Source organism: Deinococcus multiflagellatus (assembly GCF_020166415.1).
GTDB lineage: Bacteria > Deinococcota > Deinococci > Deinococcales > Deinococcaceae > Deinococcus > Deinococcus multiflagellatus.
In genome coordinates this window covers 54118-75872 of record NZ_JAIQXV010000003.1, presented here as the reverse complement: position 1 = coordinate 75872, position 21755 = coordinate 54118, and the positions used below count along the sequence as shown (strand labels likewise).

Below are 21755 nucleotides of genomic sequence, written 5' to 3'. Positions count from 1 at the left end.
ACCATGACCATGCCCACCCGGGTTCAGGACGCCATGCACCCCCGCGCCGTGAGCATCTCGCCCCACGACCCCCTCACGGCCGCGGTGGTGGCGATGGAAGAACTGGACATCAAGCGGCTGCCGGTGGTTCATGACGGCCGCGTGGTGGGCATCGTGACCGACGGCGAGGTGCGGCGCGCCCTGCCCACGCTCACCGAGGGCCTGAGCCCCTGGGCCTTTGCCGCGCGGGTGGGCCGCGTGCGCCTGCGCGAGATCATGCGCGCGCCCGTGCACACCGTGACCCCTGAAACCCCCCTGCGCGCCGCCCTGCAGACCATGCTGGACCGCCGGGTGGGCGGCCTGCCGGTGGTGAACGAGGACGGCGAGCCGCTGGGCATGCTGACCCTGACCGACATTCTGCGCGCCGAGGTGCGGGCGCCCCGCCTGCACTGGGGGCTGGCGGATCAGCACATGACCCGCACTGTGGTCACCACCGCCCCCGATTCCCCCGCCGCCGAGGCCGCCGCCAAGCTGAAGGTGACGCGCCTGCGGGTGCTGCCGGTGGTGGACGGCGAGCAACTGGTGGGCGTGCTGCACGAAAAGGACATCGCGGCGGCCATTGACCGCGCCGGGGCCTCGCACGGGCCCACCGTGCTGGCCGCTCAATTCGTGCTGGGCGGCGTGACCGTACGTGACCTGATGCGCCCGCCCACTGGCTACCTGATGGAAGGCGTGCCCCTGCACGACGCCGTGCGCCGCATGCTGGACCTGCATGTGCGCGGCCTGCCGATCATTACCCAGGAGGGTGAACTGTTGGGCGTGCTGACCATCAGCGACGTGATCCGCGCGGTGCTGGGGCAGGGGCAGCCCGCGTAACACTGGGCATTTTTCCGGGCCTTTCAGGTTCGGCCACGGGTGGGCTCAAGGCCCAGGCCAGTGCCAGATTCTACGCCCCAACACCTTTCTGGGCTCAAGAAAAAACCCCGCCGAAGCGGGGGCGGAGCGCTGGGCCCTTCTTACTGCTCGTGATCCTTGGGGCACAGGGGCTTCATCCACGCGCACCCGGTGGCCGGCTGCACGCCCCCAACAGACGCGGCACTTGCGGCAACAGACGCACCAAGAACGGCGACAGCAAAAAACAGACGCACGGCTTTCTTCATGGCAACCTCCTGTGGTGGTACGGCGCCACCCTAGCAGAGCCCTGCGCGCGCCCCAGAGGCACTTCTGCTTGACTTTTCGCTCCATGTAGCTTTGAGTGCGACCTACCCGTGAGGGGCGCTGTATTCGCTGGTCCTACACCGCAAAAACCCCCGCGCGTGGCGGGGGCTTCTCTTTGGTGCGAATGCCCAGACTTGAACTGGGGACCTCATGCTTATCAACGGTCAGGGATAACTCACCACATTTGAAAAACACCGTCCTGAACTATGTAACACATAGCGGTAGAATCTTCAACAAATTTGAGACCACACGACATCAGAAGTTTTTAAGGAAAACAGCGGCAGTTACAAGGCTATGCACTCATTCGCATTTATCAGGATTCGCTAGACTCTATACTATCTTCATTTTCTTCGTCAAGTTCTTCAGTATTGCCATTTAAATCTACCAAACCACTTTCACTTTCAAAAAGATTCACTGCGGCTTCCAAATCAGTGCTAGATACCAGCAACATTCTATCTTTCTTATGATGAGGGATGACTAGTGCTTTCATAGTACTTCTATAAGCATTGAAAAAATTGGAGAGGCGTAGATCACTCTGCACTATCGGGTTAAGAATACTCATGGCGAATATCTCTTCTTCTTCAGCGTTTAGGTGCGATACTATCTCAATCAGCTTTTCATCTTCAATAGTAACACTACCTCTAATTATAGCTATGTAGCCATTATTAAATCTACGGGTGGTTATCTGATCTTTTATCTCTCTTCTCATTCCTCCCTTTTTATTTAGCTGATGGAAAACATAGCCGGGGACCAGAATAAGTATGCCTCGAATAGAATTCACAGGGGCATAAGGGCCACTAAAGGCATCTGCCAAGTCACCATATAGCATGTACTTTACAAATGACATATTGCGCGCAAAGGCATAGTTTCTTGATATTGGTGTTATCATCGCATCATCGCCGACAACATTCAGAATATTACGAATAGCGCTACGAGACACAACGATAAACAATCTCAACGGAGACAAAGCAATAACAGCCGGATCCATAAATCCAAAGCCAGACTTGCTAATCCAGAACGGATGGAAGGAAAAGTCTATTCTTTGATAACGCCTGCCGTATCTTACTCCAGGATATATTAATTTGGAGGTGCCAGATTCGAGAAATGCCACCATTTCTTCATAAGAAGGAACGTTAACTATTGCATGTGCAATCATATTTAATGCGATTGATTGAACTAAATCCTGCTCGAACGGCAATCGGGAACCCGTCAAAGCAGATCTTTGAAGGTTTAGCGGCATACGCCCGAGCGGGTCATAGATGGCTAACCTTGGTTTTTTAAATGCAAAAAAATGCTGCGAAGAAGGGCTAGGGTGGTTCGGCAATTCATAATCGGGGAAGGAAATAGAATATCCGTTAGTACTAAATACTGCAAACCCGTTAACTATCAAACCATCACGATGATGATGCGTCCAGTGAATCTTCGGATAATCTTTTGTATTGATAGTGCGCCACAGAGGTGGATTTGAATCTCGTTCACTAGGCACAGTCTTGTCAGGAGCAGTCTGACCTATAGTATAGGGCACACCTTCTTCAGAGAACCACGCAACGCTTGGATTATTATTAAAATACCAAATCCAGCTATCATTTCCACTAGACGACAATTCGCTATTGCGCAATGGCACTTCGAGGAGTTGCCTCCAAACCAAATCATCAGTTATCTTGATAGCTATCTCCGTACCAATATCCGCGTTTATTTTCTTTAACTCGATATAAGCATCACCGTTCGTTAATGAGAATTCTAACGCTTGATCTCTTCTCTGTGAGATATGGCGAGTTTTGACGCGAATTTCCGGACCAAGCAAAAATGCCGCAAGGACACCGACACCAAATCTTCCACTTCTGTAAACCGAGTTACTTCCGTCGGGTGAGTCGTGCATCTTATGCCAAGAATCACTATTTCTAAAAGATGCACCTACATTTAGAAAGTATTGATCAATGATTTCTTTCGTCATACCGATGCCTCTATCTTTTATAAGAAGCCAACGATTACTTTCTTCATCAACGTAAGTTTTTATCTCGATATCAAAATTGCCCCCGTTTGGTTCAACAAGAGTAATATCTATCTGCGCCCTCTTCACATGATCAACCAATTCACGCCTAGCATCTACTGCGTTTTGCAGCATTTCTCTTAATCCTATACTAGGTACTTTTCCATACAAAGGAGAAATAAGTAGATTAAGCAGCTCCGCATTGGCTGTTTTTAATTTGATTTCCATTGGGACATACGAAACAGTCTCCTCAAATTGCGCCAAGTTATCCAGATTGGATCTTATACGCCTTATAGAGAGCCCAGATAGCCCAAGGGGCAATAACTCCTCATACCTGCCATATATCTCCCCTAGTGCTGCCCAGGAAGTGTCCAATTCATATTGAATACCCTTAAAGAGAGATTTAAGCTTAAGAAATGTTGTCACATCTTTAGGTTTAGCGTTTATCTTTATAGCTTCCGGGTCTTCATTAATAGTTTTAATATCATCTATTGAATCATGGACCCTCCACTCCGCTCTGGAGAGGGGACTTGAAAGATTTTTTATTTGCAAGATCTGTCCTGACGCTCTCTCACGTTGGACTTGCATGTAATCGGCAATCCTCACTATTGCCATTAGATAAGGAGCATGTATGCCCTTATAATCTCTTCTATCTTCATAATTAATGTATTCCAGCGCATCACGAAGTTCTTGCCCATGACTGCGCGCAATCTTTCCACCAAATTCTGCTATATATTGCGGAATACCGACGAATCTTAATGGACTTTCATGTCCCTTTGGAGCAGGAAAACCGAAATGTGAAATTTCATGAGCCAGTCTAGGATGGTGGCGCCTCAAAAACTCCCCGATGAGCATTTTATCAAATAAACTCCAGTTTTTATGATTTTCAACAGGAGGTTTTACAGAATATTCTTCACCAAATAAACTATACACCTTTTTCTCATCAAATCTCTTTGCCTCTTCCAGAAAGTCAATCCATAGTTGCTGCCATGTTGACTTATCGTAATCAGTCATAATTTGATCACTCGACAAAAGACCAATAAAGCCTTCTTCGGTGATATGCATTCCTAAGTCATGCAAAAGAATTGCGACTATCAGAGTCGCAGCATCCTCCGGAGTTAGCTTATTCCAAGCCTCGTCGGTAATCAGTGAAGTGGCCGTCTGTAAAACTTCATTTATGTGCCGCACGCCATGATTTGTATATTCGCCAAAAAATGGGATTTGACTATTGTCCACTATCTTGAAGAAATTAGGTAAATTTGACAAAATAGCCCCATACAACTCCGTATCTCTCTAGAGAAGGCTGGTTAACCTCACAGGTATATCGAACATAATTACTCCTTTTAATTTTTATATCGACCAATATATCAGATCGGGGTTAAGGCTGAACTCAAAGCAGGTGGTCTATAGCTGCGTGTCTGCTTAACGGCAGACATACCAAATGTTATCGCACTTCCTTGAATTTGCCCCTCAAATTCAGACATAAAACTACCAGAGACAGCCTAAGCCTTCCGATGATAATCCCACTCATCGCCGGAGAGGGGCAGAAATACCGCTCCGCCCCTCTCTCTTCTGTCGCCACTTCAACCACTTCTGATGCATGTAGTTGTTCAAGAGGGAAAGCGCAACATAGTCAACCTGTTCGGCTTTCATTCCCCACTATTGGGCTGGGCAAAGTGCGTCGCGCCCTTGAGCCCCCTTACATGCATGAGTCAAAACGAAGAAACCCCGTCTATGACGGGGTTTCTCCTCTTTGGTGCGAATGCCCAGACTTGAACTGGGGACCTCACGCTTATCAGGCGTGCGCTCTAACCAGCTGAGCTACACTCGCGCCCTTCGTGGCCGCGCCCTCTCGGGCAGGCGGGCATAAATGTAGCAGGGCCGGCAAAGGCTGTCAACGCCCGCCCCGATCCGCCACTTAGCGCGGCCACAGCGTGGGCGTGGCGGGCGGGGTAGTAGAACTGTGGGCGTCCAGCGCGTAGCGGTCGGTCATGCCCGCCAGGTAGTCGCACACGGCGCGGGACAGGTCGCCTGCCTGGGCCCGGGCGCGGAAGGTGGGGGGCAACATGCTGGGGCGGTTGGTCAGCGCGTCAAACAGGGTGGTGAGCACGCGGGTGGCCTGCTCCACCTGCATTTCCACGCGCCAGTGGCGGTACAGGTTCTCGCGCAGAAAGGCGCTGGTGTCCCGCAGGCGCTCCCGTATGCCTGGGCTGTAGGTGATCAGAGGGCCGGCAAAGGTGCGGGCAGCTTCGGGGGTGCGCACGCCACTGGCCTGAATGGCCGCGTGGCTGGCGTGGGTCAGGTCGCGGATCAGGGTGCCCAGCAGGCGGCGGTGCAGGGTGCGGCGCTCGCGTTCGGTCAGGGTGTCGCCGCGCAGCCCGGCGCCTTCGAGCAGCTCACACCACAGCGGAAGGGCGCACAGCTGGGCCGGGGTGATCAGGCCGCTGCGCAGGCCGTCGTCCAGGTCGTGGGCGGTGTAGGCCAGGGCGTCGGCGGCGTCCACCAGTTGCGCTTCCAGGCTGGGCCGGGACAGGCCGGCGCGGTCATGCTTGTTCAGGCCGTCCAGGGTATCCAGGGTCAGGTTCAGGCCCGCGTATTCGGACTTGGGGCGCTCCAGCTCGGTCACGATGCGCCTCGCCTGGGTGTTGTGGTTAAAGCCGCCGTGCGCCTGCATCAGGGCGTTCAGCACCCGCTCGCCCGCGTGGCCGAAGGGGGGGTGGCCCAGATCGTGCGCCAGGGCCACCGTTTCGGCCAGCGTTTCATTCAAGCCCAGCGTCAGCGCCACGCTGCGCGCCACCTGCCCCACCTCCAGGGTGTGGGTCAGGCGGGTGCGGTAGTGATCGCCCGCCGCCGAGAGAAACACCTGTGTTTTGGCTTCCAGGCGCCGGAAGGCCGTGGTGTGCAGCACCCGGTCGCGGTCTTTCTGAAAGGCCGTGCGGGTGTCGCTTTCCGGCTCGGGGTGCTCGCGCGTGGCGTCGCGGCTCAGGGCGGCGTAGGGGGCTAGGGTCGCGGCCTCGCGCGCTTCGAGCTGGGCCCGGGTGATCATCCCCCGCAGTGTACGGCGCACGCTGAGGGCGGGGGCCCGTGCATTACAGTTGCCGCAAGATGAGTGAACAGACGCAGGTGATCTACGACGGCCACATCGTGCGGCTGGAAGTGCAGGGGGGCAAGTGGGAAATCGTGCGCCACGCCAGCGCGGTAGCGGTGCTGGCGCTGAATGACCGGGGCGAGATGCTACTGGTGCGTCAGCAGCGGCGCGCTATCGGGCAGCACACCGTGGAAGCCCCGGCGGGCCTGATTGACGAGGGCGAATCGCCCGAAACCGCCGCCCGCCGCGAGCTGCAGGAAGAAGCCGGCCTGGACGGCGACATGACGCTGCTCACCCGCTTTTATTCCAGCCCCGGCTTCTGCGATGAAGAACTGCTCATTTTCGAGGCCACGAACCTGCGTGAAAGCAAACTGCCCCACGACGAGGACGAGGAGGGCATTGAGGTGCTGTGGCTCCCCCCCGCCGAGGTGCTGCAGGGCCTGAAAGACGGTTCGCTAGTGGGCAGCGCCTCCACGGTCACAGCGGCGCTCTTTGGCGTGCAGCGGCTGGCGGCGCGCGCATGAAAACCTATGTCTCGCCCGCCCAGCGCCCGAACACCGCCACGGCCGTGGCCATTGGCTCCTTTGACGGCATGCACCTGGGCCACCAGGCCCTGATTGCCCAGCTGAAGGCCAAAGCGCGCGAACACCGCGTGCCCAGCGTGGTTTACACCTTCGATCCCCCCACCCGCGTGCTGACCCAGGGCGTGGAGTTCCTCTCGACCCTGCCGGAAAAACTGGACCTGCTGGCCCGCTACGGCGTGGATGAAACCATTGCCGCCGCCTTTACCTCCGAGTTTGCCGCGCGCCCCAAGGACGCCTTTCTGGACGACCTGCGCACGCTGCGCCCGCAGGCGATTGTGGTGGGCGAGGATTTTCATTTTGGCAAGGGCCGGGCCGGCGGCGTGGAAGACCTGAAAACCGTGGCCCCCGAGGTGGTGGTGGTACCTATTCACGGCCTGGGCGGCGAGGACATCAAGAGCACCCGCGTGCGCGAGTACCTGAAGGCAGGCGATGTGGAGGGCGCCCGGCGCCTGCTGGGCCGCCACTACGACGCGCAGGGCGTGGTGGTGCAGGGTGACCGCCTGGGCCGCACCCTGGGCTGGCCCACCGCGAATATTCAGGTGCCAGACGGCAAGGCGCTGCCGCTGGGCGTGTTTGCGGTGGTGGCCCTGGGCGACCACGGGCGCTGGCACGGCGTGGCGAATGTGGGCTTCCGACCCACGGTGAACGGCCGCACCCGCCGCTTCGAGGTGCATCTATTTGATTTTGAAGGCGACCTGTACGGGCAGGAGCTGCAGATCAAATTCTTTACAAGGTTGCGCGGCGAGCAGAAGTTCAGCGGTCTGGATGAACTGAAGGCGCAGATTGCCCGGGATGCCCAGGCGGCCCGGGACGCCCTGAAGGACGTGCGGTGAGATCAACCCCGGTTGAATCGCCTTTCTCAACGATTCAAGCCGAGCAAAGTGAGCAGGAGCAGAACAGGTTCCGGGTGCGGGATGGACAAGTTGGCTCTTCCCCGATTTGCCTGCGGACCAGATGGAAGCCGTGAGGCCCAGTTTGGTGGCGGTTGGTGCTGCCCCTGAGCCTCGTGCTCCCCTCCTGGGTCACGATGCGCCCCAGGGTGATGGTGGCTGACACGGCCTCCCCCTCCCCCTCCGGTCTCGCCCCCCTGAGCCTGTCCGGCTTTCCTCTGCCCTCCACGCCTTTCGGTGGAAGTTCAAGCGGGGAGTCCGCCTTCTCTGTCCTGCCGCTGCTGCTGAACTGGGGAGTGGCGCTTGCCACCCTGAGTCTGGGGGCTTCTCTGACCTGCCCTGCTCTGGAGAGGCGGCGCTGGCGGGGCCTGGGCGCGCGGCTTTGGTGCGCGGCCGTGTTCACGCTGGTGCTGCTGGGCGTAGGCATGGGGATAGGCCGGGTGTCCTGGCAACTCTCTCTCCCCGTGGTAGAGGTCAGTGAACGGGTGCTCTGGCTGGGCCTCTCTGATTGACCGCCAGCAGGTGGGGCTCAGCCTGGGTGGGTCGGGAGAAGGCCCCGCCGCCTGCCCCCACAAACGCCAGTGGGGCTGGCTCTGCCAGTGACCCCCGGTGCCACGCCTGCCACGCCGGCAGGGCCGCCCGCACTGGGCGCGGGGGCCGCAGTTCGTCGGCCAGGGCCGGGCGGTATCCGGGCCCGTAGCGCCCTTCAATCCAGCGTTCGTGCCCCTGCAGCGCCGCGCGCACCTGCGTACGTCCCAGGGCCAGCGGCACATGTTGCCCCGCCAGCGTGAAGGTCTGGGTGCGGCGGTTGAAGTGCAGCGGGCCGCGCGGTGTCTGCAGGGTCAGGCCGGCGCTGTGCAGCGACAGGTCGCCCAGGGTGTAGCGGCTGCTGCCCTGCGCGGCGCGTGCCTTGGAAAAGCCCCGCAACGCCAGATCCCCTTGGCGGGCGTCCACGCCCAGAAACCAGAACTGGGCGGTGAGGGGGCAGCAGCGAACGGTGTAGAACCTTGTCATGTATTTGAGAATAGTTTATCGTTATCAGTTGTGAACAGTCCTGCCCGGCCCACCCCACCCCCCACCTCCATTCCGGTCACCGTGCTGTGCGGCTTTCTGGGGGCCGGCAAGACCACGCTGCTCAACCACCTGCTGACCCAGACGAACGGGCAGCGCATCGCCGTGATTGTCAATGAGTTCGGGGCCGTGAACATTGACGCCTCGCTGGTGGTCAAGACGGATGAACAGATCACCGAACTGTCCAACGGCTGTATCTGCTGCACGCTGCGCGGCGACCTGCTGCACGCCGTGGACGAGTTGCTGCGCACGCGCGAACTGGACGCCATCCTGATCGAGTCCACCGGGATTGGCGAGCCGCTGCCGATTGCCCAGACGTTCTGCCTGACCCCCGAAGAACTGGAACTGGAGCCCGAAGACGGCCAGCCCGCCCTGCCCAACCTGCTGGGCCGCGTGCATGTGGACGCGATGGTGACCGTGGTGGACAGCGCACAGTTTTTTGCGCTGTGGAACCGTCAGGACGCCATTCCCGGCGACGATTTTGAGCGCGGCTTTGGCGAACTGCTGGCCGAGCAGCTGGAATTCGCGGACATCGTGGTGCTGAACAAATTGGATCTCGCCGCGCCAGAGGATGTGCGCCTGCTGCGCGACCTCGTGCGGATTACCAACCCACGCGCCCGGGTGCTGGACGCCACACATGGCGTGCTGCCGGCTGGGGTTCTGCTGAACACCGGCCTCTTCGACTTTGACCAGGCCAGTGGGCTGGACGCCTGGATGGCCGAGTTGGGCAGGGCGCACACGCCGGAATCGGAAACCTATGGCCTGGAGACGCACCTCTTCCGCGCCGAGCGGCCCTTTGACCCCGACAAGTTGACCCGCGCGCTGACCGCCGGGTTGCCGCGCAACGTGATTCGCTCCAAGGGTTGGGTGAACCTGGGCGACGGCGCCGCGACCCTGTGGAACCACACCGGGCGGCAACTGGCGCTGGAACAGGCCGGCGAGTGGCTGGACCCCGTCCAGGCCCACAGCGAACTGGTCTTTATTGGCCGCGCGCTGGACGGCCCGGCGCTGGACACACTCCTGACCAGCGCCCTGCAGGGTTGACCTGCGGCACGCCTTCGGTCTGCCGCCCCTTTCCCCCACCAGATATGATAAGGAGGACTCAAGATGAGCCGTGAATGTTACCTGACCGGCAAGAAGAACAAGGTCGTCAACCGCGTGGCCCGGCGTGGCAAGGCGCGCGCCCAGGGCGGCGTGGGCCGCAAGACCACCGGCGTCACCAAGCGGGTGCAGCGGGCCAATCTGCACAAGAAGACCATCCGCGAGGGCGGCGTGGTCAAGACCGTGTGGCTCAGTGCCTCGGCGCTGCGCACCCTGGGCCGGGGGGCCGCGCGCGGCACCGAACTCGTATGACGCGGGCCCTTATTTTGGCGGCGCTGCTGGCGGGCGGCGCCCAGGCCGCGCCCCTGCAGGTGAGCGCCACCACCAGCATCATCGCCGACTTTGTGCAGGCGGTGGGCGGCAGCCGCGTGCAGGTCACCGTGATGGTGCCCCCTGGCGGCGACACGCACACCTTTCAGCCCTCGACGGGCGTGATCCGCACCCTGGCGCAAAGCCGCCTGCTGTTCGCCAACGGAGCAGGCCTGGAACCGTGGCTGCCCAAATTGCAGGCCAGCGCTCCCAAAGTGCCGGTCAAGCTGCTGACCCAGGGCCTGAAGCTCCAGCCGGCCAACCATGAGGCCGGGCACGGTGACCATGCGGGCCACGGCGCGCTGGACCCCCATGCGTGGTGGGATGCGGGGCTGGCGGCCGGTTACGTGAACAATGTCCAGCAGGCCCTGAGTGCGCTTGACCCGGCGGGCAAGGCCGCGTACGCGAAGAACGCCGCCGCCTACCGCAAGGCGCTGGCCGCCGCCGACGCCTACGCGAAAAAACAGTTTGCCACCGTGCCCGCCGCGCGCCGGGTGGTGGTCACCAACCACGACAGCCTGCACTACTTCGCCAGCCGCTACGGCCTGAAGGTGGTGGGCGCGGTGATTCCCGGCCTGGGCACCGAACGCGAACCCAGCGCCCGCGAACTGGCGACCCTGGCCCAGACCATGAAAAAGACCGGCGCCCGCGTGATTTTCACCGAGAACACCGTCAACGCCCGCCTGGCCCAGACCCTGGCCAGCGAGGCCGGCGCCGTGGTGGCCCCGCCCCTGTACACCGACGCCCTGGGCCCCAAAGGCAGCGCGGGCGACACCTTCCTGAAAGCCCTGCGCGCCAACGTGGACATCATGGTGCGGGCGCTGAAACAGGCCCGCTAGGCGCCCTGCCCCGCACCCCATCGCCCGGCCACGCAAGAAGCCGGGCGACGTTCTGCTTTCTTCTTGATTCTGCACTCGCAACATCAAGTGCCCGGGGAGTATGCTGGTCTGATGCTGGGCGTGGACAATCTGACCGTGACCTACGGCGCGCACACCGCCCTGGAGCGGGCCAGCGTGCGCTTTGAGGCGGGGTCGTTCAGTGCGGTGATTGGCCCCAACGGTGCGGGCAAAAGCACGCTGCTCAAAACCCTGGTGGGCCTACTGCCCGACCCCCAGGGCGCGGTGCGCTTTGACCCGGGGCACACCGCGCGCGGCTGCATTTCCTACGTGCCGCAGCAGCAGACCCTGGACTGGGCCTTTCCGGTGACCGTGTGGGACGTGGCGATGATGGGCCGCACCGGGCGCCTGGGCTGGCTGCGCTGGCCGGGGCGCAAGGACCGGCAGATCGTGGAAGCGGCCCTGAAGGAAACCGGCGTGTACGAGCTGCGGGGCCGCCACATTGGGGCGCTCTCGGGCGGGCAGCGCCAGCGGGTGCTGCTGGCCCGCATGCTGGCGCGCCAGGGCCACCTGCTGCTGCTGGACGAACCCCTGACCGGCGTGGACGCCGCCACCCAGGAACAGCTGATGGCCCTGCTGCGCGCCCAGGCCGACAAGGGCCGCGCCGTGGTGATGGTCACCCACGACCTCGAACAGGCCCGGCGCTGGTGCGACCATCTGGTGCTGGTCAACCGCCGCGTGGTGGCCGATGGCACCCCCGAGCAGGTGTACACCACCGCCAACATTGAAGCCACCTTCAGCACCAGCCACCTGGGGCCCACGCATGCGTAGGGGCGGTGATGGAGGAAGGTTGATGGTTGATGGTGGGGCACCCGCGCGCCCCCCTGTTGCTGGCCTTTCCCACACACCACGCGCCACGTTCCACGCTCGCCCTTCTTTTTTTCCCACTCCCTACTCCCCACTCCCCACCCCCCCCTATGGACTGGCTCACTGACCCCCTGCAATTCGGCTTTTTCGTGCGCGCCTTGCTGGCCGTCACGCTGGTCAGCGTGCTCTGCGCGCTGGTGGGCGCCTGGGTGGTCCTGCGCGGGCTGAGTTACATCGGGGACGCCATGAGCCACGCGGTGCTGCCGGGCATCGTGGCGGCGTTTCTGATGAAGGGCAACCTCCTGCTGGGCGCGCTGGTGGCCGCCGTGCTGACCGCCCTGGGCATTGGCGCGGTGGGGCGGCGCAGCGGCCTGAAACAGGACAGCGCCATTGGCATTGTGTTCGTGGGGATGTTCGCCCTGGGGATCGTGCTGCTTTCGCGCGTGCCCACCTTCACCACCGACCTGAGCAACTTTCTGATTGGCAACCCGCTGGGCGTGACCCCGGCCGATCTGTGGGGCGCGCTGGCCTTGACGGCGCTGGTGGGCGGCCTGCTGGGCGCGCTGCAAAAGGAACTCCTGCTGGCCTCATTTGACCCCACCGAAGCGCGGGCGGTGGGGCTCCCCGTGCGGCGGCTTGACAGCCTGCTGCTGATCGTCATTGGCCTGGTGGTGGTCCTGACCGTGCAGCTGGTGGGCACCACCCTCAGCGTGAGCCTGCTGATCACGTCCAGCGCGGCGGCCCGGCTGCTGTCGCGCAGCCTGAAAAAGATGATGGCGCTCTCGGCGCTGCTGGGCACAGCGGGCGGCGTCACGGGGCTGTATCTCAGCTATTTCCTGAACACAGCCCCCGGCGCGACCATTGTGCTGGTGAATACGGCGGTGTTCCTGCTGGCCCTGCTGGTGAGAAAGCGGGAATAAGCGGGGAGAGGGCGGCGGTGCACAGGGCCGGGCCTTCAGGCGCCTTTCACCCCTTCATCCGGGACGACACAGATGCCGAAGCCTCTTGGGAAGAGCGGAGGGCTGCTGTTTCATCGCCGTTGCCTCGCCTGGTCTCGGGTTCGCTCTCCTGCGGAACTCTCCGAGTTTGCGATGCCGCTTGACGCGTCCGCCCACCCCTTGCCTCCAGCGCACCTGAGTGCCTTATCAGGCCAGCACATCGGCCCGGACGGCGCGCAGGGGCCGGTCAGCAAAGCCCATCGTGGCGGGCGGCATCAGCGTCAGGGTGCCGGCCGCCTCATTCACCGTCACGCTCCAGTGAAAGCCGGCTTCTGGCCACAGCAGTGTGACGAGCTGTCCACCGTCGCGCGTGGGCACCGCCCGGCCCAGCATGGGTTCCTCGCTGACGGGCCACGCGGTGGTGCGGCCCTCGTGCCAGTCCAGCCAGCCCACCGATACTGGGTGCTTGCCCCGCTCGTCAGCGAAGGTGAGGGTGCCGCCCCCTGGGCCCAGCACCACCCAGCAGGCGGTCAGGCCCAGATCGTTGGCCTCGAACACGTAGGTCGCTTCCTGGGGTGCCGTGGGGCCAGGGGCGCCCGGCGCGGGCAGCGGCAGGTGCAGCCCCTCGCAGCGGGCACGCAGGGCGGCCAGCGCGGTGGGGTCCTCAGGGCACGCCCCGGCGCCCATGTCCCCGCGCAGGTGGGTCCAGACGTGGTCCAGTACGCGCTGCATGTCAGCGACGTTGGCGGTGATCGCCAGCACCGCCCCCTCGCGCGGCATCACGATGCAGAACTGACCAAGGGCGCCGTCGGCCCGGTAGGCGCCGTGGCGACAGCGCCAGAACTGGTAGCCGTAGCCCTGGGCCCAGTCGCTGCCGGGGTCGTCGCCGGGCGGCACATGGGCCCGCACGGCGGCGTCCACCCACGCGGCAGGCAGCAGGGCTTGCCCCGCCCACTCGCCCCGCTGCAAGCAGAACTGCCCAAAGCGCGCTATGCCTTCGGTGGTCAGGTGCAGGCCCCAGCCGCCCAGGTGGATGCCCTGCCCATTGGCAGCCCAGCGCGCCTCTTCAATGCCCAGCGGCCCCAGCAGCCGGGGGCGCAGGAAGTCCAGCAGGGGCTGCCCCGAGAGCCGCTGCACCAGCGCCGAGAGCATGAAGGTGGCCGCGCTGTTGTACACGAACCCGGTGCCGGGCGGGTGCGCCACGGGCTGCGCCAGAAAGGCCCGCACCCAGTCGCCATCCTGGGCTGCCATCAGGGCGCCGGTGATGTCCTCGGCGTGGCCGCTGCGCATGGTCAGCAGGTCTTCAATGCGCATGGCGGCCAGGTGGGGCGACACGGTCTCCGGCAGCGCGTCCGGGAAATGGTCTACCAGCCGGTCCTCCACCTGCACCCGCCCATCCGCCACCAGACAGCCCACCGCCATCGCCGTCACGCTTTTGCTCAGCGAATACAGATGATGCACGCGCGCCGGGGTGTAGGGGGCCCAGTGCCCTTCGGCCACCACCGCCCCTGCGCGCAGCAACATGAAACTGTGAAGTTCCAGGCCGCCTTCGGCCAGCGCGTCCAGCCACGCCAGCACGGCGCGCGACGACAGGCCCTGCGCTTCGGGAGAGGTACGCGGCAGTGGAGGGGTCACGGCTTCACTGTAAGGCGGTGCCGAAGGGCGCGAAGGAGGCCAGCAAGACAGCACCCGACCTGCTCTGGTTCGGCGTGCCCCTCTCCCCTGGTGGGAGAGGGAGGGAGGAGCGGAGCGACGGAAGGGTGAGGGGGCCACCGCGCGGCCCAGACGGGTATGCAATCCATTGAGTTCCGTATGAGCAGCCCTCCGAGTCCCAAGCCTCCGGTGCCTCCCCGCCCAATTTCCAGCCCCCAGAGCTGTCCCTCCCGCGCTGCATCACGCTGCATGGCCCTGCTGCCGAAAACTATGACCCACGTTCCTGCCCCCAGCTAAGCCACTCGGCGCACCCCTTTTCAGGCGGCGGACCGTACCCTGGGGACAGCGCGCCCACCCCCAGGCCCTGCCCTGGCGAATTGCGGCGGCTTGACCCCTTCGCCCATTCAAAGGACCCCTGCTGCCCTTGCGTTGGTAATCCCTGAACAAACGTGTTGAGAGCTGCCCTGCCCGCGCCGCTGTGCGGGCGTGCGGGGCCTGACTGATTCAGGGAGACAACCTATGCCGAAGGCCGCAGGGATCGCGCGTTCCTACGCCGACCGCACCATCTTTGACAACCTTGATCTGGACGTGGGCCCCGGGGACCGCGTGGCGCTGATCGGCGCCAACGGCAGCGGGAAAAGTTCGCTGCTGCGGCTGCTGGCCGGTCTGGACACCCCGGACGCGGGCACCGTGACCCGCACGGGCCGGGTGGCCCTGCTGGCCCAGCAGGCCGAACTGCAGGGCACGGTGCTGGACGCCGTGACCCCCGCCGAACTGCAGCGCACCCGCCTCGCCCTGGCCGCCGCGACCCTGGCCCTGGACGGCGGCCAGGGCGAGGCGCTTCAGGCTTTTGCCGACGCCGAGGAACACTGGCGCGTGGCGGGCGGCTACGACTTCGAGGCGCGGGCCGAAGCGGTGCTTTCGGGGTTAGACCTGCGCGGCGACGCCCCCGCTGACCGGCTGTCGGGCGGGCAGACGCGGCGTGTGCTGCTGGCGAGGCTGCTGCTCTCGCCCGCCGACGTGCACCTGCTGGACGAACCCACCAACCATCTGGACAGCGCGGGGGCCATGTGGCTGGAAGACTGGATTCGGGCCTCGCCCGCTGCCTTCGTGCTGGCCAGCCACGACCGCGCCTTTCTGGACGCGGTGGCCACGCGCACGGCCGAACTGGAACGCGGCGAGCTGCGCGAGTACCCCGGCGCCTACACCGAGGCCATGCGACTGAAAGCCACCCTGCGCGAGGCCCAGGCGCGCGACCACGCGGCCTACCAGCGCAAGCGCGCCGCCCTGGACGAGGAGCGGCGCCGGCAGGCCAGCAAGGGCGCCGTGCAGGAGAACCGCCGCCGCGCCCGCGACAACGACAAGTTTCTGTCCAGCCACAAGGCCGGGCGTGCCCAGCAGATTCATTCGGCCCGCGCCCGCGCCATGCAGAAACAGCTGGACCGCCTGGACGAGCAGGCGGTGGCCAAACCCTACGCCGATGGACGGGTGGTGCGGCTCAACCTGCCCCCAGCGCCCCCTGGCCCGGCCGAGGTGCTGCGCGCCCAGGGCCTGACCGTCACGCGGGGCGGGCGGCCTGTGCTGAGCGGGGTGAACCTGGAGGTGCGCCGGGGTGAGCGCGTGGCCCTGACCGGCCCCAATGGCGGCGGCAAAAGTACCCTGCTGCGCGCGCTGCTGGGCGAGCTGCCAGCCCAGGGCACCGTGCACTGGGGCGCGGGGCTCACCCGGGCCGTTCTTGAGCAGGGCGGCGAGGAGCTGCGCGGCCTGCATACGGTGGGCGACGCCCTGCTGGACGCCAACCCGCACCTGAGCCCCCACCAGCTGCACGAAGTGGCGGCTGGGCTGCAGGTGCCGGGTGGCCCCGCCTTTGCCCTGGACGCCCTTTCGGGTGGCCAGCGCACCCGCCTGAGCCTAGCCCGCCTGAGCGTGACCCGCGCCCAGGTGCTGGTGCTGGACGAACCCACCAACCACCTGGACGTGCAGGCCATTGAAGCCCTGGAAGGCTTCCTGCTGACCTTTCCGGGCACAGTGCTGCTGGCCAGCCACGACCGCACCCTGATTTCGCGGGTGGCCACCCGGGTCTGGCGGGTGGAGGGCGGACAGGTTCAGGTGCTGGCCTAATACGGCTTCCGAAAAATTCCGTCACACCTGACGGAATTTTTCCGACCGGAGGGAGAGGGAAAGGGTACGGATTTCCGGGAATTGGAGGAACATCCAGTTCTTTTCTGGATGTTACGGAAATGGACGGAATCCGTATAAGGGGCCATCAACGTGAGGCGCTCGCTCACGGCGCCCGCCTGGGCGCGGCGGTGGGCCTCGGCCGCGTGGTGAAGGGGCAGGGTCAGGCCGGTGTGCACCCGCACGTCACCGCGCGCCAGGGCCTCCAGGGCCGCCAGCGCCACGGTCCGGGCCTGCTCGGGGCGGTGCTGGCGCAGGGTGCCGCCGGAATACCCGATCACGGCCCGGCCCTCGCCGTGCAGAGGCGCGGTAGGGATCAGGCCGGGGCGCCCGCCCGCATGCCCGTAGGTCACCAGCCGGCCAAACCGGGCGAGGCAGCCCAGACCGCGCTCGGCGGTCTCGCCGCCCACCGAATCCAGAATCACGTCGGCGCCCCGGCCACCGGTCAGGTCTAGGGTCAGGGCGGCAAAATCCTGCGTGTGGCGGTTCACCACGGCGTCCGCGCCCAGGCCACGCACGAATTCGGCGCGGCCTGGGTCGCCCACCACGGCCAGCACCCGCGCGCCCCGGGCCCGGGCCAGTTGCACGGCGAGGTGCCCCACACCGCCCCCAGCCGCGTGAATGAGGACCGTTTCACCCGGTTGCACCCCAGCCGCCTGCAGCACCCCGAACGCCGTGGAGAGCGGCACCAGTGCGGCGGCCTGCTCACTGCCGACCCCGGGTGGGAGCGGCAGGCAGAACGCGGCGGGCGCGAGCACGTGGGTGGCGTAGCTGCCCCCGGCGGTGAAACAGGCCACCCGCGTGCCCACGGTCAGGTCGGTCACGCCTTCACCCAGCGCGTCCACAGTGCCGGCGGCGTCCAGTCCAGGCACGAACGGCAGCGGCGCGCCGGGCCCGTAGCCGCCGCGCCGGGACAGCACATCGGCGTAGTTCACGCCGGTGACCTCCACGCGCACCCGCACCTGACCTGGGCCGGGCTGGGGCAGGGGCCGGGCCTGCCAACGCAGCACCTCGGGGCCTCCATGTTCTTCCACGATGACGGCAAATGAAGCGGGGCTCATGCCTTCAGCAAACGGCAAAACCCGCCCCCGGGTGTGGGGACGGGCTGTTACTGCCCGAGAGGCGCCCGCGCGCGCGGGCCCGGACCTCCTGGCCAGTCTCAGTAGAACTTGGTCAGGCGCTCGACGCTGTGGCGGTGGTGGGGGAAGCCGTCCTCGGCGCGCTTGCCGATGGGCAGCAGGCCAGCAAACTGCACGTGCTCGGGCAGGCCCAGGATTTCCTTGACCTTCTCAGGCTGGAAGCCCAGCATAGGCACGGTGTCGTAGCCCAGGCCGCGGGCGGCGACCATCAGAAAGCCGAAAGCGATGTTGGCCTGGCTCAGCCCCCACTGGCCGCGCTGGGCCACGTCCTGGCTGCCGAACACGCGGTCAAAGGTGGTGCGCTGGCCGGTGCGGCCCGCTTCGCCCATGCCGGGGTGGGCGGTGTCTTCCACAGTCTGCAGGGTGTCTTCCATGTCGCTGTACACCACGATCACGGCGGGCGCGTTCGTCACCTGGCCCTGACCGTAGGCGGCTTCCTGCAGCTGCGCCTTGACGGCGGGGTCCTGCACCACGGCAAAGCGCCACGTCTGGGCGTTCCAGGCGCTGGGCGCGAGGCTGGCGAGGCGCAGGATTTCGCGCAGGTCGTCCTGGTTCATGGGCTCCTGCACGTACTTGCGGATGCTGCGCCGGGTTTCGATGGCTTCGGTGACGGTCAGGGGTTTGGTGGCAATCGCGGTCATGCTGGGAGGTTATCCCCACTGCTTTGAAATGTCAAGCGGTGTGTGTTCCGTCATGATTTGATCAGCAGCATCTGTGTACACTCTGGGCATGAGCATGGAACACACTGGTTTCTGCCCGGTTTACCGGGCCATCGGGGTGTTGCAGGAAAAATGGGTGCTGCATATCGTGCGCGCCCTGCTGAATGGTGAAAAGGGCTTCAACGAACTTGCCCGGGCTGTTGGCGGCTGCAACAGCGCCACCCTGACCCAGCGCCTGGAGCACTTAGAGCACCTCAGCCTGATTCACAAGCGGACCGAGGACAGCCACGGCAAGCTGGCCCGCAGCGTCTACAGCCTCACGCCAGCCGGCCTGGAACTGCAAAGCGTCATTGACGCCATTGGCTCCTGGGCGCAGTCTCACCTGCAAGGGCCTGAGACGCCAGCCGAACCCACGCCCTGCTGAGGGGCCCCTCCTTGTCCGGCGCGTTGTCTCCTCTCCTTGGGCCAGCGCGCCCTTTTCATGGGTGTGCAGGGTCACCTGCCCCCCGGAGGTTCTATGACCGGCGTTCTGCTGTTCCTCGTGCTGCCCACCGCCCTGATCGTGCTGGCCTTTCGCATCAAACCTCTGGTCCGGCCGGACGAGCAGCGCGGCGACCCCATGGGCCAGGGCCTGAGCGCCCAGGGCATGTTCGGCGGCCATGGTCTGGCCGCCGATGAACGCCCCGTGCCCGAAGACACCGAACCCGTGCGCTTTGACCTGAGCGGCATGAAACCCCGGGAAGGTCAATAAACGCCCAAGCCCGCCCAGGGCGGGGCCGCGTAGGCTGAGCCCCATGAGCCTCAAGGACAAGTTCTCGGGCGAAGAATGGTTCACCGTGATGAACGGCCCCGGCCGGGCGGGCGCCGCCGTGATGGCCGCCAGCCCCAGCGGCGTGACCGGACTGCTGGCCGAAGGACAAGCCCTGGGGCTGGCCGTGCGCCAGGGCCTCAGCGCTGCCGGGCGCACCCCGCTGCTCGAAGCCATGGCCGCTGACCTGCTGGGCACGCCGCCGGACCCAGGCACCGTGCCCCGGCAGGAGCGGGCGCGGAACATGGACGAGGCCCGTGAGCAGAGCCTGCAGGGCGTGCGGCAGGCCGCGTGGCTGGTGAGCGCCAAGACCAGCCCCGAAGACGCCGCCGCCTACCGGCACCTGCTGCTGAGCGTGGCCGAGCAGGTGGCCCTGGCCGCCAAGGAAGGCGGGTTTCTGGGCATTGGCGGCGAGCAGGTCAGCGAGCGCGAACGCGCGGTGATCGAAGAACTGCGCCGCCTGCTGGGGGGCACCGAGGCGGCGCCGGCCCCCACCCCCCTGTCGGCCCCGGCCCCAGACGGCAGCGGCAACAGCAACTGAACTGGACCTGAGCTGCAGCGCCCACACCCTCCTGTGCCCCGGGGTGTGGGCGTCCGGTTGAGCCTTCCCCCACGCCCGCGCTGTTCTGGCCGCCCTGTCCAGCACTGCGGAGCGCCCCCGCCTGGGGGGCGCGTTACACTACCCGCTGAAGCGTTGGGGGCGACTGGCGCAGAACGTGGACAGACCACGGGGAAGCCCCCACACCCCACTCCTGATCGCGCGCCTGGGTCACCCTCTGAAGCCCGTTCTGGCCCCCCCGGCGCCGGGGCGGGGCCTGCAGCCCTGGAGAGCACTGTGACCCACACACCCCACCCCCCCAAACGCGCCCTTCTTTCCGTGAGCGACAAGACCGGCGTGGTGGAATTTGCCCGCCAGCTGGCCGAGCGCGGCTGGGAAATTCTCAGCACGGGCGGCACCTACCAGAGCATTGTCGAGGCGGGCATTGCCGCCCGGCAGGTCAGCGACGTGACCGGCTTTCCCGAGATGCTGGACGGCCGGGTCAAGACCCTGCACCCGGCCGTGCACGGCGGCATCCTGGCGCGCCGCGAGCCCGGACACCTGGACCAACTGGCACAGCACGGGATTGGCACCATTGATCTGGTGTGCGTGAACCTCTATCCCTTCCGGGAAACGGTGGCGCGCGGCGCGGCCTTCCCCGAGGTGATCGAGAACATTGACATCGGCGGGCCTGCCATGATCCGCTCGGCGGCCAAGAACCACGCGGGCGTGCTGGTGCTGGTGGACCCGGCCGATTACCCGGTGGCCCTGCAGGACGAGGTGAGCGCAGCCGAGCGCCAGCGGCTGGCGGCCAAGGCCTACCGCCACACCAGCGAGTATGACGCCGCCATTACCGCCTATCTGGAAGGCACGTCGGATGAGCTGCCCACCGCACTGCCCGAGACGCTGACCCTGAACCTGACCCGCGCCGCGCAGGTGCGCTACGGCGAAAACCCGCACCAGCCCGGCGCGATCTACCGCCTGGGCGCCGCGCAGGGCCCGGTGCTGGACGCGCGGCTGCTGAGCGGCAAGCCCATGAGCTTTAACAACTACGCCGACGCCGACGCCGCCTGGGCCCTGTGCCAGGAATTGAGCGAGCAGGAAGCGGCGGTGCCCGGCCACGAAGTGGCCTGCGTGGCGGTCAAGCACGCCAACCCCTGCGGCGTGGCCCTGGCACAGAGCGCCCGCACCGCCTGGGAACGCGCCCGGGACGCCGATACCCTCAGCGTGTTCGGCGGCGTGGTGGCCCTCAGCCGCCCGGTGGACCTGGAAGCCGCGCAGGCCATGCGCGGCACCTTCCTGGAGGTGCTGATCGCCCCCGAGGTCAGCCCGGAGGCCGCCGCGTGGTTCGCCGAGAAGAAGCCGGACCTGCGTGTGCTGGTGGCGGGCCCCACGGCCGGGGTCAGCCGACTGGACGTGCGGCCCCTGACCGGCGGCTTTGCCGTGCAGGAACGCGACACCCGCCCCTGGGACGACCTGTGCACCGAGGTGGTCACCAACCGCGAACCCACCGAGCAGGAATGGCTGGATCTGCGCTTTGCCTGGGCCACGGTCAAGCACGCGCGCAGCAACGCGGTGGTGCTGGCCCGGGACGGGGTCACGGTGGGCCTGGGGGCCGGGGCGGTCAGCCGCATCTGGGCCGCCGAGCGCGCGGTGGCCAACGCGGGCGACCGCGCCCAGGGCTCGGTCCTGGCCTCGGAGGCGTTCTTCCCCTTTGACGATGTGGTGCGGCTGGCTGCCGGGGCGGGCGTGCGCGCCATTCTGCAACCCGGTGGCGCCAAGCGTGACCCCGAAGTGATTGCCGCCTGTAACGAACTGGGCGTGAGCATGGTGTTCACGGGTTCACGCCACTTCCGGCACTAAGTCAGGCGGGAAAGGGACGCGGCGGGGGCCAAAACCCCGCCGCGTC

The 21755-nt window shown here is 64.8% G+C and carries 20 protein-coding genes, 1 tRNA gene and 1 riboswitch; of the genes, 13 read left to right on the top strand and 8 right to left on the bottom strand.

Annotation, left to right across the window (positions count from 1 at the left end; genetic code table 11):
* The first annotated feature begins 3 nt into the window (after positions 1–3).
* A complete protein-coding gene (locus K7W41_RS05455) occupies positions 4–855 on the top strand; it encodes a CBS domain-containing protein (RefSeq protein WP_224605495.1) in 852 nt (283 codons plus the stop codon).
* A gap of 140 nt (positions 856–995) precedes the next feature.
* On the opposite strand, the gene K7W41_RS05450 is transcribed toward K7W41_RS05455, so the two are convergent.
* From K7W41_RS05450 to dgt, 4 genes are all read right to left on the bottom strand, one after another.
* A complete protein-coding gene (locus K7W41_RS05450) occupies positions 996–1139 on the bottom strand; it encodes a hypothetical protein (RefSeq protein ID WP_224605493.1) in 144 nt (47 codons plus the stop codon).
* Between the two features lie 371 nt (positions 1140–1510).
* Positions 1511–4453, bottom strand: coding sequence for an HD domain-containing protein (locus tag K7W41_RS05445; RefSeq protein WP_224605491.1), 2943 nt, complete (start codon positions 4451–4453; stop codon positions 1511–1513).
* A 488-nt stretch (positions 4454–4941) separates the two neighbouring features.
* Positions 4942–5018 (bottom strand) — tRNA-Ile (locus K7W41_RS05440).
* 87 nt (positions 5019–5105) lie between these two features.
* Positions 5106–6233, bottom strand: coding sequence for a dGTP triphosphohydrolase (gene dgt, locus K7W41_RS05435; protein ID WP_224605489.1), 1128 nt, complete (start codon positions 6231–6233; stop codon positions 5106–5108).
* 59 nt (positions 6234–6292) lie between these two features.
* Between dgt and K7W41_RS05430 the strand changes: the two genes are divergently transcribed.
* Together K7W41_RS05430 and ribF are read left to right on the top strand one after the other, a co-directional pair.
* Positions 6293–6799 carry an NUDIX domain-containing protein gene (locus K7W41_RS05430; RefSeq protein WP_224605487.1) on the top strand — a complete coding sequence of 169 codons (507 nt, stop codon included), beginning with the start codon at positions 6293–6295 and terminating at the stop codon, positions 6797–6799.
* Entirely contained in the window at positions 6796–7692 is an 897-nt protein-coding gene (gene ribF / locus K7W41_RS05425; protein ID WP_224605485.1) for a riboflavin biosynthesis protein RibF, read from the top strand. Before K7W41_RS05430 ends, ribF begins: the two co-directional genes overlap by 4 nt.
* 531 nt (positions 7693–8223) lie before the next feature.
* On the opposite strand, the gene K7W41_RS05420 is transcribed toward ribF, so the two are convergent.
* Entirely contained in the window at positions 8224–8763 is a 540-nt protein-coding gene (locus tag K7W41_RS05420; protein ID WP_224605483.1) for a hypothetical protein, read from the bottom strand.
* Between the two features lie 30 nt (positions 8764–8793).
* On the opposite strand from K7W41_RS05420, the gene K7W41_RS05415 reads away from it, so the two are divergent.
* The 5 genes from K7W41_RS05415 to K7W41_RS05395 all read left to right on the top strand — a co-directional run bounded on the left by K7W41_RS05415 (position 8794) and on the right by K7W41_RS05395 (position 12853).
* Positions 8794–9864 carry a CobW family GTP-binding protein gene (locus K7W41_RS05415; protein WP_224605479.1) on the top strand — a complete coding sequence of 357 codons (1071 nt, stop codon included), beginning with the start codon at positions 8794–8796 and terminating at the stop codon, positions 9862–9864.
* Positions 9865–9927: 63 nt separating this feature from the next.
* Positions 9928–10173: a 50S ribosomal protein L28 gene (rpmB, locus tag K7W41_RS05410; RefSeq protein ID WP_224605478.1), complete on the top strand. Its 246-nt coding sequence runs from the start codon at positions 9928–9930 to the stop codon at positions 10171–10173.
* A complete protein-coding gene (locus K7W41_RS05405; RefSeq protein ID WP_224605474.1) occupies positions 10170–11069 on the top strand; it encodes a metal ABC transporter solute-binding protein, Zn/Mn family in 900 nt (299 codons plus the stop codon). The genes rpmB and K7W41_RS05405 overlap by 4 nt, the downstream gene beginning before the upstream one ends.
* A gap of 111 nt (positions 11070–11180) precedes the next feature.
* The gene (locus tag K7W41_RS05400; RefSeq protein WP_224605470.1) at positions 11181–11897 is read left to right on the top strand and encodes a metal ABC transporter ATP-binding protein; all 717 of its coding nucleotides are present in this window, start codon (positions 11181–11183) and stop codon (positions 11895–11897) included.
* A 146-nt stretch (positions 11898–12043) separates the two neighbouring features.
* The gene (locus K7W41_RS05395; RefSeq protein ID WP_224605469.1) at positions 12044–12853 is read left to right on the top strand and encodes a metal ABC transporter permease; all 810 of its coding nucleotides are present in this window, start codon (positions 12044–12046) and stop codon (positions 12851–12853) included.
* Positions 12854–13078: 225 nt separating this feature from the next.
* On the opposite strand, the gene K7W41_RS05390 is transcribed toward K7W41_RS05395, so the two are convergent.
* Positions 13079–14506 (bottom strand): serine hydrolase domain-containing protein, encoded by a 1428-nt coding sequence (locus K7W41_RS05390; protein WP_224605467.1) that lies wholly within the window; start codon positions 14504–14506, stop codon positions 13079–13081.
* Positions 14507–15043: 537 nt separating this feature from the next.
* On the opposite strand from K7W41_RS05390, the gene K7W41_RS05385 reads away from it, so the two are divergent.
* Positions 15044–16645: an ABC-F family ATP-binding cassette domain-containing protein gene (locus K7W41_RS05385; protein WP_224605466.1), complete on the top strand. Its 1602-nt coding sequence runs from the start codon at positions 15044–15046 to the stop codon at positions 16643–16645.
* On the opposite strand, the gene K7W41_RS05380 is transcribed toward K7W41_RS05385, so the two are convergent.
* Positions 16642–17763: a quinone oxidoreductase family protein gene (locus tag K7W41_RS05380; RefSeq protein WP_224605465.1), complete on the bottom strand. Its 1122-nt coding sequence runs from the start codon at positions 17761–17763 to the stop codon at positions 16642–16644. The genes K7W41_RS05385 and K7W41_RS05380 overlap by 4 nt on opposite strands.
* A gap of 98 nt (positions 17764–17861) precedes the next feature.
* Positions 17862–18482 carry a nitroreductase family protein gene (locus tag K7W41_RS05375; protein WP_224605464.1) on the bottom strand — a complete coding sequence of 207 codons (621 nt, stop codon included), beginning with the start codon at positions 18480–18482 and terminating at the stop codon, positions 17862–17864.
* Between the two features lie 88 nt (positions 18483–18570).
* Here K7W41_RS05375 and K7W41_RS05370 point away from each other — a divergent pair, with 88 nt between their 5' ends.
* From K7W41_RS05370 to purH, 4 genes are all read left to right on the top strand, one after another.
* Positions 18571–18924 (top strand): winged helix-turn-helix transcriptional regulator, encoded by a 354-nt coding sequence (locus tag K7W41_RS05370; protein ID WP_224605463.1) that lies wholly within the window; start codon positions 18571–18573, stop codon positions 18922–18924.
* Between the two features lie 93 nt (positions 18925–19017).
* Positions 19018–19251, top strand: a complete 234-nt coding sequence (locus K7W41_RS05365) for a hypothetical protein (protein ID WP_224605462.1) — start codon at positions 19018–19020, stop codon at positions 19249–19251.
* 43 nt (positions 19252–19294) lie between these two features.
* Positions 19295–19849, top strand: coding sequence for a hypothetical protein (locus K7W41_RS05360; protein ID WP_224605460.1), 555 nt, complete (start codon positions 19295–19297; stop codon positions 19847–19849).
* 149 nt (positions 19850–19998) lie between these two features.
* Positions 19999–20085: riboswitch (ZMP/ZTP riboswitch) on the top strand.
* 58 nt (positions 20086–20143) lie between these two features.
* On the top strand, positions 20144–21709 hold the full coding sequence (gene purH / locus K7W41_RS05355) for a bifunctional phosphoribosylaminoimidazolecarboxamide formyltransferase/IMP cyclohydrolase (protein WP_224605458.1): 1566 nt from the start codon (positions 20144–20146) through the stop codon (positions 21707–21709).
* The last annotated feature ends 46 nt before the right edge of the window (positions 21710–21755 follow it).

Excerpts from the sequence above, each read along its gene's own strand:
- K7W41_RS05455 (WP_224605495.1), top strand. The coding sequence starts at position 4 with ATGACCATGCCCACCCGGGTTCAGGACGCCATGCACCCCCGCGCCGTG.
- K7W41_RS05395 (WP_224605469.1), top strand. The coding sequence starts at position 12,044 with ATGGACTGGCTCACTGACCCCCTGCAATTCGGCTTTTTCGTGCGCGCC.
- rpmB (WP_224605478.1), top strand. The coding sequence starts at position 9,928 with ATGAGCCGTGAATGTTACCTGACCGGCAAGAAGAACAAGGTCGTCAAC.
- K7W41_RS05385 (WP_224605466.1), top strand. The coding sequence starts at position 15,044 with ATGCCGAAGGCCGCAGGGATCGCGCGTTCCTACGCCGACCGCACCATC.
- K7W41_RS05380 (WP_224605465.1), bottom strand. The coding sequence starts at position 17,763 with ATGAGCCCCGCTTCATTTGCCGTCATCGTGGAAGAACATGGAGGCCCC.
- K7W41_RS05375 (WP_224605464.1), bottom strand. The coding sequence starts at position 18,482 with ATGACCGCGATTGCCACCAAACCCCTGACCGTCACCGAAGCCATCGAA.
- K7W41_RS05405 (WP_224605474.1), top strand. The coding sequence starts at position 10,170 with ATGACGCGGGCCCTTATTTTGGCGGCGCTGCTGGCGGGCGGCGCCCAG.
- K7W41_RS05400 (WP_224605470.1), top strand. The coding sequence starts at position 11,181 with ATGCTGGGCGTGGACAATCTGACCGTGACCTACGGCGCGCACACCGCC.
- K7W41_RS05365 (WP_224605462.1), top strand. The coding sequence starts at position 19,018 with ATGACCGGCGTTCTGCTGTTCCTCGTGCTGCCCACCGCCCTGATCGTG.
- K7W41_RS05420 (WP_224605483.1), bottom strand. The coding sequence starts at position 8,763 with ATGACAAGGTTCTACACCGTTCGCTGCTGCCCCCTCACCGCCCAGTTC.
- ribF (WP_224605485.1), top strand. The coding sequence starts at position 6,796 with ATGAAAACCTATGTCTCGCCCGCCCAGCGCCCGAACACCGCCACGGCC.
- K7W41_RS05450 (WP_224605493.1), bottom strand. The coding sequence starts at position 1,139 with ATGAAGAAAGCCGTGCGTCTGTTTTTTGCTGTCGCCGTTCTTGGTGCG.
- K7W41_RS05430 (WP_224605487.1), top strand. The coding sequence starts at position 6,293 with ATGAGTGAACAGACGCAGGTGATCTACGACGGCCACATCGTGCGGCTG.
- dgt (WP_224605489.1), bottom strand. The coding sequence starts at position 6,233 with ATGATCACCCGGGCCCAGCTCGAAGCGCGCGAGGCCGCGACCCTAGCC.
- K7W41_RS05370 (WP_224605463.1), top strand. The coding sequence starts at position 18,571 with ATGAGCATGGAACACACTGGTTTCTGCCCGGTTTACCGGGCCATCGGG.
- K7W41_RS05360 (WP_224605460.1), top strand. The coding sequence starts at position 19,295 with ATGAGCCTCAAGGACAAGTTCTCGGGCGAAGAATGGTTCACCGTGATG.